This is a genomic window from Pontibacter korlensis, assembly GCF_000973725.1.
Taxonomy (GTDB): domain Bacteria; phylum Bacteroidota; class Bacteroidia; order Cytophagales; family Hymenobacteraceae; genus Pontibacter; species Pontibacter korlensis.
On record NZ_CP009621.1, the window covers coordinates 516086 to 528971 of the forward strand.

Annotated in this window: 12 protein-coding genes and 1 pseudogene; 4 read left to right on the forward strand and 9 right to left on the reverse strand. The window is 48.1% G+C overall.

Features of this window, described 5'->3' with window-relative positions:
- Positions 1–52 precede the first annotated feature (52 nt).
- The 4 genes and pseudogenes from PKOR_RS02095 to PKOR_RS25820 all read right to left on the reverse strand — a co-directional run bounded on the left by PKOR_RS02095 (position 53) and on the right by PKOR_RS25820 (position 2533).
- Entirely contained in the window at positions 53–613 is a 561-nt protein-coding gene (locus tag PKOR_RS02095) for an arylesterase (RefSeq protein WP_046308862.1), read from the reverse strand.
- Positions 614–727: 114 nt separating this feature from the next.
- Positions 728–979: pseudogene (locus tag PKOR_RS02100) on the reverse strand (ferritin family protein); the annotation flags it as partial.
- A 368-nt stretch (positions 980–1347) separates the two neighbouring features.
- Positions 1348–2142, reverse strand: a complete 795-nt coding sequence (locus PKOR_RS02105) for an RNA-guided endonuclease InsQ/TnpB family protein (RefSeq protein ID WP_338047522.1) — start codon at positions 2140–2142, stop codon at positions 1348–1350.
- A 262-nt stretch (positions 2143–2404) separates the two neighbouring features.
- Positions 2405–2533 carry a hypothetical protein gene (locus PKOR_RS25820; RefSeq protein ID WP_262501848.1) on the reverse strand — a complete coding sequence of 43 codons (129 nt, stop codon included), beginning with the start codon at positions 2531–2533 and terminating at the stop codon, positions 2405–2407.
- Between the two features lie 229 nt (positions 2534–2762).
- On the opposite strand from PKOR_RS25820, the gene PKOR_RS02110 reads away from it, so the two are divergent.
- Together PKOR_RS02110 and ggt are read left to right on the forward strand one after the other, a co-directional pair.
- Positions 2763–4871: a carboxy terminal-processing peptidase gene (locus PKOR_RS02110; RefSeq protein WP_052738681.1), complete on the forward strand. Its 2109-nt coding sequence runs from the start codon at positions 2763–2765 to the stop codon at positions 4869–4871.
- Positions 4872–4966: 95 nt separating this feature from the next.
- On the forward strand, positions 4967–6700 hold the full coding sequence (ggt, locus tag PKOR_RS02115) for a gamma-glutamyltransferase (protein ID WP_200897414.1): 1734 nt from the start codon (positions 4967–4969) through the stop codon (positions 6698–6700).
- Here the strand turns inward: ggt and PKOR_RS02120 are convergent.
- The gene (locus PKOR_RS02120) at positions 6697–7101 is read right to left on the reverse strand and encodes a hypothetical protein (protein WP_235337144.1); all 405 of its coding nucleotides are present in this window, start codon (positions 7099–7101) and stop codon (positions 6697–6699) included. The genes ggt and PKOR_RS02120 overlap by 4 nt on opposite strands.
- A 364-nt stretch (positions 7102–7465) precedes the next feature.
- Positions 7466–7768 (reverse strand): hypothetical protein, encoded by a 303-nt coding sequence (locus PKOR_RS02125; RefSeq protein ID WP_046308864.1) that lies wholly within the window; start codon positions 7766–7768, stop codon positions 7466–7468.
- Positions 7769–8188: 420 nt separating this feature from the next.
- On the opposite strand from PKOR_RS02125, the gene PKOR_RS02130 reads away from it, so the two are divergent.
- Both PKOR_RS02130 and lysS read left to right on the forward strand, forming a co-directional pair.
- Positions 8189–9217, forward strand: a complete 1029-nt coding sequence (locus PKOR_RS02130) for a hypothetical protein (RefSeq protein WP_052738682.1) — start codon at positions 8189–8191, stop codon at positions 9215–9217.
- A 262-nt stretch (positions 9218–9479) separates the two neighbouring features.
- Positions 9480–11024, forward strand: a complete 1545-nt coding sequence (lysS, locus tag PKOR_RS02135) for a lysine--tRNA ligase (protein WP_046308865.1) — start codon at positions 9480–9482, stop codon at positions 11022–11024.
- 70 nt (positions 11025–11094) lie between these two features.
- Here the strand turns inward: lysS and PKOR_RS23310 are convergent, their stop codons facing one another.
- From PKOR_RS23310 to PKOR_RS02150, 3 genes are all read right to left on the reverse strand, one after another.
- Complete coding sequence (locus tag PKOR_RS23310) at positions 11095–11556, reverse strand: YtxH domain-containing protein (RefSeq protein ID WP_084694696.1); 462 nt, start codon at positions 11554–11556, stop codon at positions 11095–11097.
- Between the two features lie 227 nt (positions 11557–11783).
- Positions 11784–12179 carry a YtxH domain-containing protein gene (locus PKOR_RS02145; protein WP_046308866.1) on the reverse strand — a complete coding sequence of 132 codons (396 nt, stop codon included), beginning with the start codon at positions 12177–12179 and terminating at the stop codon, positions 11784–11786.
- A 238-nt stretch (positions 12180–12417) separates the two neighbouring features.
- The gene (locus PKOR_RS02150) at positions 12418–12756 is read right to left on the reverse strand and encodes a YtxH domain-containing protein (RefSeq protein ID WP_046308868.1); all 339 of its coding nucleotides are present in this window, start codon (positions 12754–12756) and stop codon (positions 12418–12420) included.
- Positions 12757–12886 lie beyond the last annotated feature (130 nt).

The window sequence follows — 12886 nt, forward strand, 5'->3', positions numbered from 1 at the left end:
TCCACATAATGTAACGCAACAGGGCGAGAGTAACCTCTCGCCCTGTTGCGTTTTAGCTTCTCTCAAGTACCTCTTTCAGTTTACTCCAGGTATGCTGAAAGAGCAGCTTCTGCCCCTCAGCATTTGGGTGCACACCGTCTGGCAGGTTTAGGTGACGGTTACCAACCACTCCCTCCAATAGAAAAGGAATAAAGTGTATGTTATTTTGCAGCGCCAGCTCCCGGAACAATTTCCTGAATTCAGCAGCGTAGCGGCCAGGCACAATATCCGGTATTTCCATACCTGAAAGTATAATTTTAACCTCCGGATACTTGTGCTTTACTTTATTGATAATCTCCTGCAGGTTTTGGCTTGTTTCACGAGCAGGTATGCCGCGGAGCCCATCATTGGCACCCAAAGCAAGTATAAAGATGTCTATTGGTTCGTTCAACCATCTGTCTATACGGTGTGTGCCACCTGCTGTAGTATCACCGCTCAAACCGCCATTCAACACTTTATAGTCAGTATACCCCTCCTCACGCAGCCGTTCCTGTATCAGGCTGGGGTACGCTTGCGGAGCAGGCAAGCCATAACCAGCTGTCAGGCTGTCGCCAAATATTAGTATATTCTTCATTAACCTCTTTTCGATTTTACACGCTCAACCACAGGGCAAGCTCTGTGCCATACTTTGGAAAATAAAAAGGCTGCCTTTTACTGGCAACCCTCCTGATTTTGAACAATTTGTTTCTTAGTCAGCCGCCTTTTCCATTTGGCGTAAGCGCTCGCAGGTAGTAAGCGAAGCTTGCTTCTGCTTCTCTACCATTTGCATCACGTTTTCCGGCAGTTCACTTTTATGTTCCAGCGCATCGTTATAAGCTTTCTGCGCCCATTCTTCTCCATACAGGTTAGACTTGATCAGATCCTCCTCGTCACTGCCTGTCACAGTTGTTTTCACATCCATCCAGCCGCGGAAAATCTTGCCTTTTGCAGTAGTGCTGCTTTGGGTGCTGCCCCTACGCTACTAATGGTTCTATTTATCTCGTTTGAGAATTCGCGGCTTTGGTTTACCAGGTCTTTGTAGTACGACTGGTGTGCAGGATCTTTTTTGACACTCCCACGCCTAAAGGCAGTAGGATTCTTGGGCTACCGAACCATTGTCCTTGTATATCTCCCAAGCTGAAACGGTCTGCCCGACCGCCTTATTTCTTATATTACTAGCTGCGTTCACATCCCTGTCCAGGACGTGTCCGTTGGCTCTGGGTCCAATACCTGTCTGATAGCTGCAGGTCGGTGTTGCGCCAACCACAAACCCAGCAGTCCTGAGAGGTATGGTTGGGGGCTACTCTGTGAAACTCCCGACCATACCACTCAGGACTTGTATTCCAGCATCTGCACGAACTGATACCACCCAGCATCGTTGATGCTTTTGGCAAGTTTACGGTTCTTGAGCATATGCTGCACTTGCAGGTTCTCAACAACAATCGCTTGGCTCTCGCGAGTGAGTTGCGTGCTGAGTTTATGGTGGAAGTCCTTGCGGGTGTTCCTGACTTTCTGGTGCAGCCTGGCCAGCTTTGCGGCAGCCTTTCGCCTGTTGCTGCCACCTTTCTTCTTCCTCGATACAGCACGTTGCGCTCTCCTTAACTGGTGCTGATAGCGGTATAGGTGTTTAGGATTGTCTACAACAACACCATCAGACGTGACAACAAAGGACCTGATACCAACATCCAAGCCTACCACTTTGCTTATCTGTGGTAGTCGCTCAATATCCACCTCACAACACAGCGTCACATACCACCCATCTGCTTCCTTGACAACGCTGCCTGTCCTGATAACCCCCTGCACATCCTGTGACTTGCGGTACTTGACCTTGCCGATTTTCGGTAGCTGGACTGTACAGGTATTCTCGTGCAGCTTCACCCCCTGCTTGTAGGTGAAGGAGCGATACTGGCCTCGCCTGGCGAACCTGGGGAATCCCTTGCCCTGCTTGAAGAAGCCATCGTAGGACCTGAACAATCTATCTGTCACCTCCTGTAAAGTTTGTGAGTGTACGCACCCGATCCATTCCACGTCCCTGGCGATAGCAGAGAGCTCTTGCTGCATCTGGTTCTTGCCGATGGAAAGCCGGTGGTTTGTGTACAACTGCTTCTTATAGTCCAGACACAGGTTGTAGACATACCGGCACGAACCGAGCCACTGTGCGAGGAGCCTGAGCTTGCGCCCTGGTGGGTTTGAGCCGGAAGCGGTATGTCTTGATCTGGTTCACGGCTGCTTTTGGCGCCTTGCCCGGTGCAGGGCATGTTTGCTGCAGCAAAGGTAACAGCCGGCAAGTGCAGGCGGTAGAACATAGGGTAAGATCGAACCCAGCAAAAGTGAAGGGATGCACCACATCGAGTGGTTCAAAAAGAAAACCAAATTCATCCCTTGGCTAAAGACCCAAGGGCTTTCTTTGGCATTTTCTCGTAAGCTTGGCTGCATGCTCGTAGCCTTGTATACGGTCGTTTACAAACTGATTTAACTCCTGCAAAACATCTACTACTCTTTCGTTGTTATTCATAGCTTTAAGGTTAGGAGTATAGCATCGGAAACGAAAAAAGTAGGAAGTGAGTTATAATATTAGCCGCTCCGTCACGTATGTATACTTTATGAGCTTGTGCTGTAGGAGCCTATCATAGACTACTATGATAAGAGGATTTTTTCTCCTACATTACATTTTAAAATTTCGCTCTGGCCCATAAGCGGCATCACTTTTGCAATCTAACCTATAGTTCAACTTATTTAAATAGATGATATCATTGACAACTCGCTTTAAAATCATACTGTCGGTATTGGCTGTAGTCTTGGTTACTGGCTCATTCATACTCTACAAAAACGGCTCTACGCCGGAGGGGAAGAATGAAATCCTGATCAAAGCTTTGATGCAAGGTTTGAGCACCGGTCATTACCAGCCAGAAAAAGTTGACGACAGTTTTTCTAAAAAAGTATTCAACCTATACCTGGAGCGGCTCGACTACAACAAGAAGTTCTTGCTTACCTCTGATGTTGAGAAGCTGCGCAAGTATGAAACAGCTATAGATGATGAGCTGCGCCAAGGCTCGTTCCAGTTTTTCGACATGTCTGCCGACCTGATTGAGCAGCGCATTAAAGATTCTGAAGCATTTTACAAGGAGATTCTGGCCAAGCCGTTCGACTTTACAAAGAAAGAGCAGATTGAGCTGGATGGCGAGAAGCTGGCCTACGCTAAAAACACAGCTGAGCTGAAAGAAGCGTGGCGCAAGCAGCTGAAATACCAGACGCTTGTTCGCCTGGTAGATATGCAGGAAGAGCAGAAGAAGAAACTGGAGAAAGATCCTAAGGCAGAGCAAAAGTCTTTCGAGGATCTAGAGAAAGAGGCTCGTGAGAAGGTACAGAAAACGTACGATGACCTGTACAACCGCTTAGCCAAGGTAAACCGCGATGATCGCCGCGCTACCTATATCAATGCTGTTACAAACGTATATGACCCTCATACAGGCTATTTCCCTCCAAAAGCCAAGGCTGATTTCGACATCAACTTTACAGGTCGTTTGGAAGGTATTGGAGCCTCGCTTCAGGAAAAAGACGGACAGATCCGTGTAATGGAGATTGTACCAGGTAGCCCGTCTTACCTGCAGGGCGAACTTAAGCCTGGCGACATTATCCAGAAAGTTGGCCAAGCTGCTGAAGAGCCTATTCTGGTTGAAGGCATGCGCCTGGACGACGCTATCCAGTATATCCGTGGTAAGAAAGGCACTGAGGTACGCCTTACAGTGAAAAAGCCAGACGGCTCTACAAAGGTTATCCCGATCATCCGCGATGTGATTGTATTTGAGGAAACTTATGCACAATCCGCTCTGATAGAAGACAAAGACAAGATCGGTTATATCAAGCTGCCAGGCTTCTATGCTGACTTTGAGAATAAGAACGGTCGATTCAGTGGTGCCGATGTGAAGCAGGAAATCGAGAAACTGAAGACTGTCGGCATGAAAGGCCTGATCCTAGACCTGCGTAACAATGGTGGTGGCTCCTTAGCTGACGCTGTGGAGATGGCTGGTCTGTTTATCGAGCAAGGCCCAATTGTACAGGTAAAAACAGCCTCTGGCAAAGCCGTGGTACTTGATGACCGTGACACTCAGGTGCAGTACGGTGGCCCACTGGTGATTTTGGTAAACTCTAACAGCGCTTCGGCTTCAGAGATTTTGGCAGCTGCGATGCAGGACTATAAGCGTGCTGTAATTGTGGGTAGCTCTACTTTTGGTAAAGGTACCGTGCAGCAGTTCTTCGAGTTAGATGAGGCCCTACCTGCGCAGTTTAACCCATACAAGCCGTTTGGCGCCCTGAAACTGACAACGCAGAAGTTCTACCGCATTAACGGTGGTACTACTCAGTTGCGTGGTGTAACGCCGGATGTTGTGTTACCAGATGCTTATGCCTACTTAGAGTTTGGCGAGAAAGAGCAGGATTACCCGCTTCCGTTCGATGAGATTGCCCCAGCCAAGTATAAGCCTTGGAACAACGGTAAACTTAACCTGGCACAGATAAAAACACACAGCCAGCAGCGTGTAGCACAGAACAATAGCTTTGGGCTGATCAAGCAAAGTGCGGAGCGCCTGAAGAAGCAGTCCGACAATACAACCCGCTCACTGCAGTTGGAAGAGTATTTGGCAGAAGAGCGCAAGGCAGAAGCAGAAGCTAAGCGCCTGGAGGAAGCTCAGAAAGAGGTACCAGTGCTTAATGTTAAGCGCCTTCAGCAGGACTTACAGGCTCTTGGTGGTGACACAGCTAAGCTCGCCCGTAACAAGGAGTTCATCAAAGGATTGCAGCAGGACGTGTATGTGGAAGAGGCAGTTGCCATCATCCAGGAAGACCTGAAGTAAGCCCAGAACATACAAGCAAAAGGAAACGCCAGCTATAGGTATATAGCTGGCGTTTTTTATATATTAAGCATTCAAATCAGAATCAAACCTTGAACATGCACTCATCTTCACCTAAAACTGCCACTCTAAAAGTATGGCTACTGCTTTTAGCGCTTTTACCCACACTTTTAAGTGGCTGTGCCACCAAAACAACAGAAGAGGCCACAGGCGCTGCCAGAGGCTATACTGCGGAGAAAGCAATGGTAGTTTCTGCACACCCCGATGCCTCACGCATAGGCATGGAAATTATGCGAAAGGGCGGCAACGCTTACGATGCAGCCATCGCTACACAATTTGCCTTAGCTGTTGCTTTTCCGGCAGCTGGTAACATTGGCGGCGGCGGTTTTATGGTTGCACGCAGTTCTTCGGGAGAGGTCGCAACCTTAGACTTCCGAGAAACTGCTCCCGGGTCGGCCATTGAAACCATGTACCAGGATAGTCTTGGCAATGTGGTGGCAGGTTTGAGCACCGACGGCCACTTGGCAGTGGGTGTACCAGGCGCCGTTGACGGTATGGTGAAAATACATGAGAAGTTTGGCTCCCTGCCTTGGGCGGACCTGGTACAGCCATCTGTAGACCTTGCCCGTAACGGCGTGGTGCTAACAGAGAAGGAGGCAAATGGCCTTAACAACAACAAAGAGAACTTCATAAAGAACAACAAGCACCTACCCTACCTGGTGCACGAGCAGGAATGGAAAGCAGGTGATACCCTGCGCCACCCCGATCTGGCCCGCACGCTGGAGCGCATCCGCGATAAAGGCCGTGATGGCTTTTATGCCGGCGAAACAGCAGATTTAGTGGTAAAGGAGATGCAACGCGGCAACGGCATTATAACACACGAGGATTTGGCTAACTATACCTCGGCTTGGCGCGAACCTATCATCGGCAACTACAAAGGCTACAAAGTGATTTCGATGGGGCCTCCATCCAGTGGCGGTGTAGCCCTTGTACAACTTTTGGAAATGGTAGAGCCTTATGACCTGCGCAAGCACGGCTGGCAAAGCACCAAAACTATACAGATCATGACAGAAGCGGAGCGCCGTGTATATGCAGACCGTGCCACCTACCTGGGCGACCCTGATTTTGTGCACGTACCCGTGGAGCAACTGCTGGACGAGGATTACCTGAAAAGCCGCATGAGCACGATGACGTTGGCGCAGGCCACTCCATCATCTGAAGTTAAGGCTGGAGCATTGCCTGTGTTTGAGAGCGAAGAAACGACGCACTTCAGCATCGTGGACCCCGCCGGTAATGCTGTTTCCATTACCACCACCATAAATGGCAGCTACGGCTCCTACGTGGTGGTAGAAGGAGCTGGTTTCCTGCTTAACAACGAGATGGATGACTTCAGCGCCAAGCCTGGTGTGCCTAACATGTATGGACTAGTGGGTGGCAAAGCCAACGCCATACAACCCAACAAACGCATGCTCAGTGCCATGACGCCCACCATACTAGAAAAAGACGGAAAGCTGTTTATGGTAGTCGGTACACCAGGCGGCTCCACTATTATCACTTCTGTTTTCCAAACAATCCTGAACGTGCTGGAGCACGACATGACAATGCAGCAGGCTGTAGCTGCACCACGCTTTCACCACCAGTGGCTGCCTGATGAGATACAGCATACTGCCGATGCCATACCTGCACAGGTGCGTGCCGAGCTGCAGCGCAAAGGCTATACTCTAAAACAGCGTGGCCAATATGGCCGTGTAGATGCCATTCTGGTATTGCCAAACGGCAAGCTGGAAGGAGGCGCTGATCCACGTGGCGACGATGTTGTTGCTGGCTTCTAAGCTATACTTTCAGCCTTTTTTCGCTTCTGTATAAAACCGGCTACATACACACCCACTGCCGCTAAACCTGTTAAAGTCATAAGCCCGAATACGCTGGCCCTGCGCTGCCGTACTTCGGGCTTAAATTTTTGTTTTGTGGCTTCAGATGGAGCAATAGCCTTAGAGAAAAGCACACCTGTCATTATGCTGAGCAAGGAAGTTACTCCTACCGCTGCATGTGCCACAGTTCTGTCGCCGGACTTAATGCCGGAACTTAGCAGCAGCAAAGAAGCTCCGGCTACAGGAGGTATAAGCGCAGTTTTAGGTCTGCTTTCGTTCAGGAAGTAGCTGGTTAGCCCTGCTGCAATCAGCACGCCAGCGTGGGTATTATTCGCTATGTCTGGTCTGTCTACGATGTTCATATCAAGTATAAAATTTATACTTGGTTTCCCCCCAATACCTTCTCTTGGTTATACCTTATTTGACATTCCCACCGCTAAAGCAGGTTGGATTCCTGGGCTACCTGGCTACTGCGACCGTATATCTCCCAAGCTGAAACGGTCTGCCCGACCGCCTTGTTTCTTATATTACTAGCTGCTGACGCATCCCGGTGCAGGGCATGTTTGCTGCAGCAAAGGTAACAGCCGGCAAGTGCAGGCGGTAGAACATAGGGTAAGATCGAACCCAACAAAAGTGAAGGAATGTCGCACCACATCGAGTGGTTCAAAAAGAAAACCAAATTCATCCCTTGGCTAAAGCCCCTAGTGCGAGGGCTTTCTTTGGCATTTACTCGTAAATCTGGCTGTTGCCCGACAGGCAGTGATGATAGATACTGCCACCACTTGTCTCCGTTCTTGACGTGCTTTTAACTGGCGCATCTGCACTCGGTACAGAGCTCTCAGCATTTGTTTTTGAATTGTTGTAGCTTACCAGCCACCCTGCTATTCCATCTGGCAAAGTTGTTCCGTCTTCGCCCATAGCTTCAAAGGTCTGCTCGTAAGGGAGGTTTTGCGGCGTAGGATTACTTTGCCCCATCGCTTCGTTTGCGCCAAGCATGGTAAAGCCTGCCACTACAACAGCTCCTAGCATTTGTAAATGTTTAATCACAAAGAAGGTATTGAATTGGATTAGTTACAAGTACAGCAACAAGCGCTTCTGCTGCTAAGAAGAGGTAAGTAGGATAAGCTGTAGGTGAAGCGCCTGACATATCACACACAATTAAAAACGATTCGGTTATGATGTGTTAATATCTTATTAAGAAAAGCCAGAGTACAACCTTTGGCGCCTCCTGAAGCTAATAAAGTACAACTTTATAATTCTCTTTCATAAGCCGCTATTTTGTTAATGCACCTGCTGCTTGACAGCCCTATTCATCCCTGTTAAAAGCAGGAGAAAAATATTTTAACCAACCTGTACAACAACCTTATTATCAAGGATATAACCCTATAAAACACCTCTTAAAATCTTGTTTTCTTGCAACTGATACTGCTTCGTATTTGTTGCATATATATGAAAGAGAGAGATGAAGAAAAGGTGCTTTCCCTGTATCCGGAGGAAACACAAAACACAGATACAGTATCGCAGAAATCCATTCCTGCTCAGGTATTTCTGAACTACTTTTTTGCCATCAGCTATCATATTCAGCATTCAGGAACAACAGAACTGGGGCAACTGCCGCTGCTGCACGAACAGAGGCCAGAAGTAGATGACAAGGATAGGGAGGCTATAAAACGCCTGCTGCTAAACAGCTGGAGTACAGAGTATGCGCTTCGTTCTACAGCTGAGCTGGGTGATGAAGCCTACATGCGCAATGCTTTGCACTGGACTTTCCCGCAGGCATATTATGCGGTATTTGCCAGCTTGCAGGCCTTTCTATATACCCGTGAAGTTAAAACCAGTAACGAGGCATTAATTCTTCGCGAAGCTGGACGCCTGATCGTTAAAAATAATTACCCTCGGGCTGTAGGCTTCTATGCTTCGGGTCACTATGATGACTATAAAATACACCGCCTACCGTTGGCGCACTATAAGCCAGGCCTGCAGATTGCTGGTAAGGAGCTGGAGGCACAGGCACAGATTGGCCAGTTTCTGCGTACTACACGCCGCCAGAAAGCAAAGGCAGTAAGGCAGCAGGTACAGGCTAACCCGGTAACGGCCATACGCAGCAGCAAAACTGGTGAGGTACTGCAGAAATTCGGTCCGCAGCACTGGCAGCAACTGACCTGGCGCGTTGGCTATACTACGCTGTTCGACCTGATGGCCCGCCTGCGCATCTCCTCCACTCACCGTGAGATTGAGCGGTTTGTACAGGCCGACATCGACTTTAAGCTGTTTCATGAGTCGCTGCTTCAGGTTGTAAGCTACCTGAATGGCATACATGAGAGCTTCGTAGCCCAAGCTGTTGGCTTGCAGAAGTACAATGAGTTTGTGCAGGAGCTGCCTAAGCACCTACAAGGCTCTTTTGTAGAGGCAAGGCTGCAACAGCAAATTAAACCACTGCTTGGCAACGAAGATTACGATTTGAATCAAGCGGCTTAATCATATTATACTTTCCTTCCTTCTATTGCTCCTGCGGGTTTATACTTGCAGGAGCTTTTTTTATATCCTTTCTGAGGCTCTTTCCCACATTTGTACTTTCACAAAACACCCGCCTATGTAGCTGCAAAGCACCATGCACTACTAGTCTGCAGCACTCTCAACATTTTAGCAATCAACAATAAACAATTAACTTTTTAAAGCTGCCGAATATTTCCGAATTTTGCATCTTGATTTTAACACTCACTTTTAGTACATAAATCGCATGCAACTGAGCGAACAGGAACTGCGCAGACGACACGAGCGCGAAGAGCTGGAGAAGATGGGTATAAACCCATATCCCTCTGAAACATTTGAAGTTACGGCTACTGCCAAGGAGATAAAGGAGAATTTCGATAAGGAACAGAACAACTATCAGGAAGTAAGCCTGGCAGGCCGCCTGATGAGCCGTCGTATTATGGGCAAGGCCTCTTTTGCTGAGTTAATGGACAGCACTGGCCGTATCCAGATCTACGTGTCGCGCGATGATATTGCACCGGGTGAGAACAAGGACATGTATAACACGGTGTTCAAGAAAATGCTTGACATCGGTGACTTTATTGGCATCAAAGGCTATGCTTTCGTAACACAGGTAGGCGAGATTTCGGTACACGTAACTGAGCTAAAAGTGCTTACCAAATCGCTGCGCCCACTGCCTATAGTAAAGCGCGAAGTAGATGAGAACGGTGTAGAGCATGTGTACGACGCTTTCAGCGATCCAGAACTGCGCTACCGTCAGCGTTACGTTGACCTTGTGGTAAACCCACACGTGCGTGAGACTTTTGTTAAGCGTACGCAGCTGGTAAACTCCATGCGCCAGTTCCTGGGAGGAAAAGGCTACTTAGAAGTAGAAACCCCAATCCTGCAGCCATTGTATGGTGGAGCAGCGGCACGTCCGTTCAAAACGCACCACAACACGCTGGATATGACGCTGTACCTGCGTATTGCAAACGAGCTGTACCTGAAGCGTCTGATTGTAGGTGGTTTTGACGGTGTATTCGAGTTTGCAAAGGACTTCCGTAACGAAGGTATGAGCCGCTTCCACAACCCTGAGTTCACACAGGTAGAGCTGTACGTTGCATACAAAGACTACAACTGGATGATGGACCTGGTGGAGGAGATGGTAGAGAAAGTTGCCCTTGACCTGCACGGTACCACTGAGGTGAAAGTTGGTGACAACATCATCAACTTCCAGCGTCCTTGGAAGCGTTTCACCATGTTCGAGGCTATCGAGCACTTCACTAAGATCGATATAGCTGAAATGGATGAGCCAGAGCTGCGCCAGACGGCAGAGAAGCTGGGTATCCATGTGGACCCAACTATGGGTAAAGGCAAATTGATCGATGAGATTTTTGGTGAGACTTGTGAGCCTTACCTGATCCAGCCAACCTTCATCACAGACTATCCAGTAGAGATGAGCCCACTGGCTAAGAAGCACCGCAGCAAACCAGGTTTGGTAGAGCGTTTCGAGGCTATCTGTAATGGTAAAGAGATATGCAACGCCTTCTCTGAGCTGAACGACCCAATCGATCAGCGTGCACGCTTTGAGGAGCAGCTGGAGCTAGGCAAACGTGGCGACACCGAAGCCATGGTATTGGACGAAGACTTCCTGCGTGCATTGGAGTACGGCATGCCGCCAACAGCAGGTCTGGGTATCGGCATAGACCGTCTGAGCATGATCATGACTAACTCACACTCTATTCAGGATGTACTGTTCTTCCCGCAGATGAAGCCGGAAAAACAAGAGAAGAAAGAAGAAGAGAAGAAGTAATTCTTTAAATCTATACGCATAAAAAAGCCGCCTGCTAAAGTATAGCAGGCGGCTTTTTTATACTTGCCACTTATACACCAGATGTATTCTTAGCGGTGTTCGTCATGTTGTTGTTTTCTTGGTCATCCCATTTGCCGGGGTCAGTATAAGGGCTCTTCTTTACATTGCTTCCTGCCTGGCTTTGGATATCTGATTTGCCGCTCCCCTTCTTGCTGGTCCAGCCGCTTAACTTACCTCTTGTGCTGCTGTAACCTTTGTTTACCTGCTCGCCCCATTTAGAAGCTTGGCTAGACACTTTTTTACGTATCACTTTACCATTATCAGGAGCAAGTAGCACACCAGCTATAGCACCGGCCGCAGCACCAGCTAACAGGCCTGCTGCCAAAGCTCCGGCCCCTACACCACCTGTTTTAGAGGATCTTTTAGAAGTTGTTGGTGCAGTTGGCTTCTGCTTCATTTGCCGCGCTGACTCGTATGAACTGTAATTTGACTTGTTCTCTCCAAGTGAGCGGCATTCCATATGCGTTCTCATAGTTTGTTTCAGTTTTATTATTGGCACATAACAGCCTACTACTTAGGCCTTCATTTTTATTAATAACGCGATCAAGCACGTTTGGTTAAGTTAGTATCAGCTAAAAACAAAGGCGCCTGCCCATTTAGGGCAGGCGCATCCGCGGTGTCACAGTCTGACCTCCTCAGCAAGCCACAGCATTGCTGCCACAGCTTTGGCCAGGCTGCAGTCTTATCTTATTCTGTTACTTAAGCGTTGCTGCCAGTAGTTCCGCCACCAGTAGTTGTAGAGCCTCCAGTTGAGCCTGTACCAGTAGAACCAGTACCTGTAGTAGAGCCAGATGTACTGCCGCCAGTGCTGCCAGAGGTTGTATTACCAGCTGTTTGTGAGCTGCCACCAGTGTTGTTACCGCCTGAAGAATCCTGCCCAGAGGACTTACCAAAAGTGTCGCCACTCATTTTCTTAATCTCCTCCAGACCATCCTGCAGGTTTTTCTCTAAGTCTTTGCTCATTTTGCCAGCCCACTTCTTGATGCTACTACGGGTAACTTCGCCTGTGTCTGGTGCCATCAGCAATCCAGCAATTACACCTGCACTAGCGCCAGCCAGCATAGCTAGCAAAACTTTTCCGCTATTGTCTTTCATAGTTCTTTTATTTCGATTAATTGTTTTTTTATCAGTAGGTTACCCATCTGTTTTATAACGGTTAACCACAGCATTAAGTTATCCCTATACTAAAAGATTCCTTTATAGTTGCCTTTAGTACATTTGACAAGTTGATAGGACCTTCTGCTACGCATTAACTTCCTGAGTTTAAGTACGCAATTAACTGCATTAACTCCTTTCTCATTTCGTTTAGCTGACGCTGCAGGGGCTTGCTTAGCTAACCTTTTCCTTGCTGGTCGTTTTGCTCTTCATCAGTCAGATCATCATAGTTCTGACGCATCTGTCTTTTTACATCCTCCCAAGAGCCTTGCATTACCACGTCAAACTCTTCGTCGTCCTCAGCACGGCCTTTGGTGCGTTTGTTCTTCAGGTTAGCAGTCCAGCGTTTTACGCTGCTGTTTACATCTTCACTAGCCCTGTTCAGTTGGCGGATCAGTTCCTCACGAGACTCACGGCCTGTTCTTGGGGCTAACAACACACCGGCAGCTATACCTGCTCCGATGCCAGCTAGGGTGGCTAACAAAATTCTGTCAGCTTCTTTGTCTATTTTAGTCATTATGTATGTGTTTATCTGGTAATGTTTGATGCATAGCTCTAAAAACAGAAAGTGCCACAAAAGGCGCTAAATCCGTTTTTAATTCTATATTTGTGTATTTCCAGATACATACGGCTAGCATTCATACAGG

Bases quoted from the DNA above. Each gene is read 5' to 3' on its own strand.
- PKOR_RS02095 (WP_046308862.1), bottom strand. From the start codon at position 613: ATGAAGAATATACTAATATTTGGCGACAGCCTGACAGCTGGTTATGGC.
- PKOR_RS25820 (WP_262501848.1), bottom strand. From the start codon at position 2,533: ATGAATAACAACGAAAGAGTAGTAGATGTTTTGCAGGAGTTAAATCAG.
- PKOR_RS02110 (WP_052738681.1), top strand. From the start codon at position 2,763: ATGATATCATTGACAACTCGCTTTAAAATCATACTGTCGGTATTGGCT.
- ggt (WP_200897414.1), top strand. From the start codon at position 4,967: ATGCACTCATCTTCACCTAAAACTGCCACTCTAAAAGTATGGCTACTG.
- PKOR_RS02120 (WP_235337144.1), bottom strand. From the start codon at position 7,101: ATGAACATCGTAGACAGACCAGACATAGCGAATAATACCCACGCTGGC.
- PKOR_RS02125 (WP_046308864.1), bottom strand. From the start codon at position 7,768: ATGCTAGGAGCTGTTGTAGTGGCAGGCTTTACCATGCTTGGCGCAAAC.
- PKOR_RS02130 (WP_052738682.1), top strand. From the start codon at position 8,189: ATGAAAGAGAGAGATGAAGAAAAGGTGCTTTCCCTGTATCCGGAGGAA.
- lysS (WP_046308865.1), top strand. From the start codon at position 9,480: ATGCAACTGAGCGAACAGGAACTGCGCAGACGACACGAGCGCGAAGAG.
- PKOR_RS23310 (WP_084694696.1), bottom strand. From the start codon at position 11,556: ATGAGAACGCATATGGAATGCCGCTCACTTGGAGAGAACAAGTCAAAT.
- PKOR_RS02145 (WP_046308866.1), bottom strand. From the start codon at position 12,179: ATGAAAGACAATAGCGGAAAAGTTTTGCTAGCTATGCTGGCTGGCGCT.
- PKOR_RS02150 (WP_046308868.1), bottom strand. From the start codon at position 12,756: ATGACTAAAATAGACAAAGAAGCTGACAGAATTTTGTTAGCCACCCTA.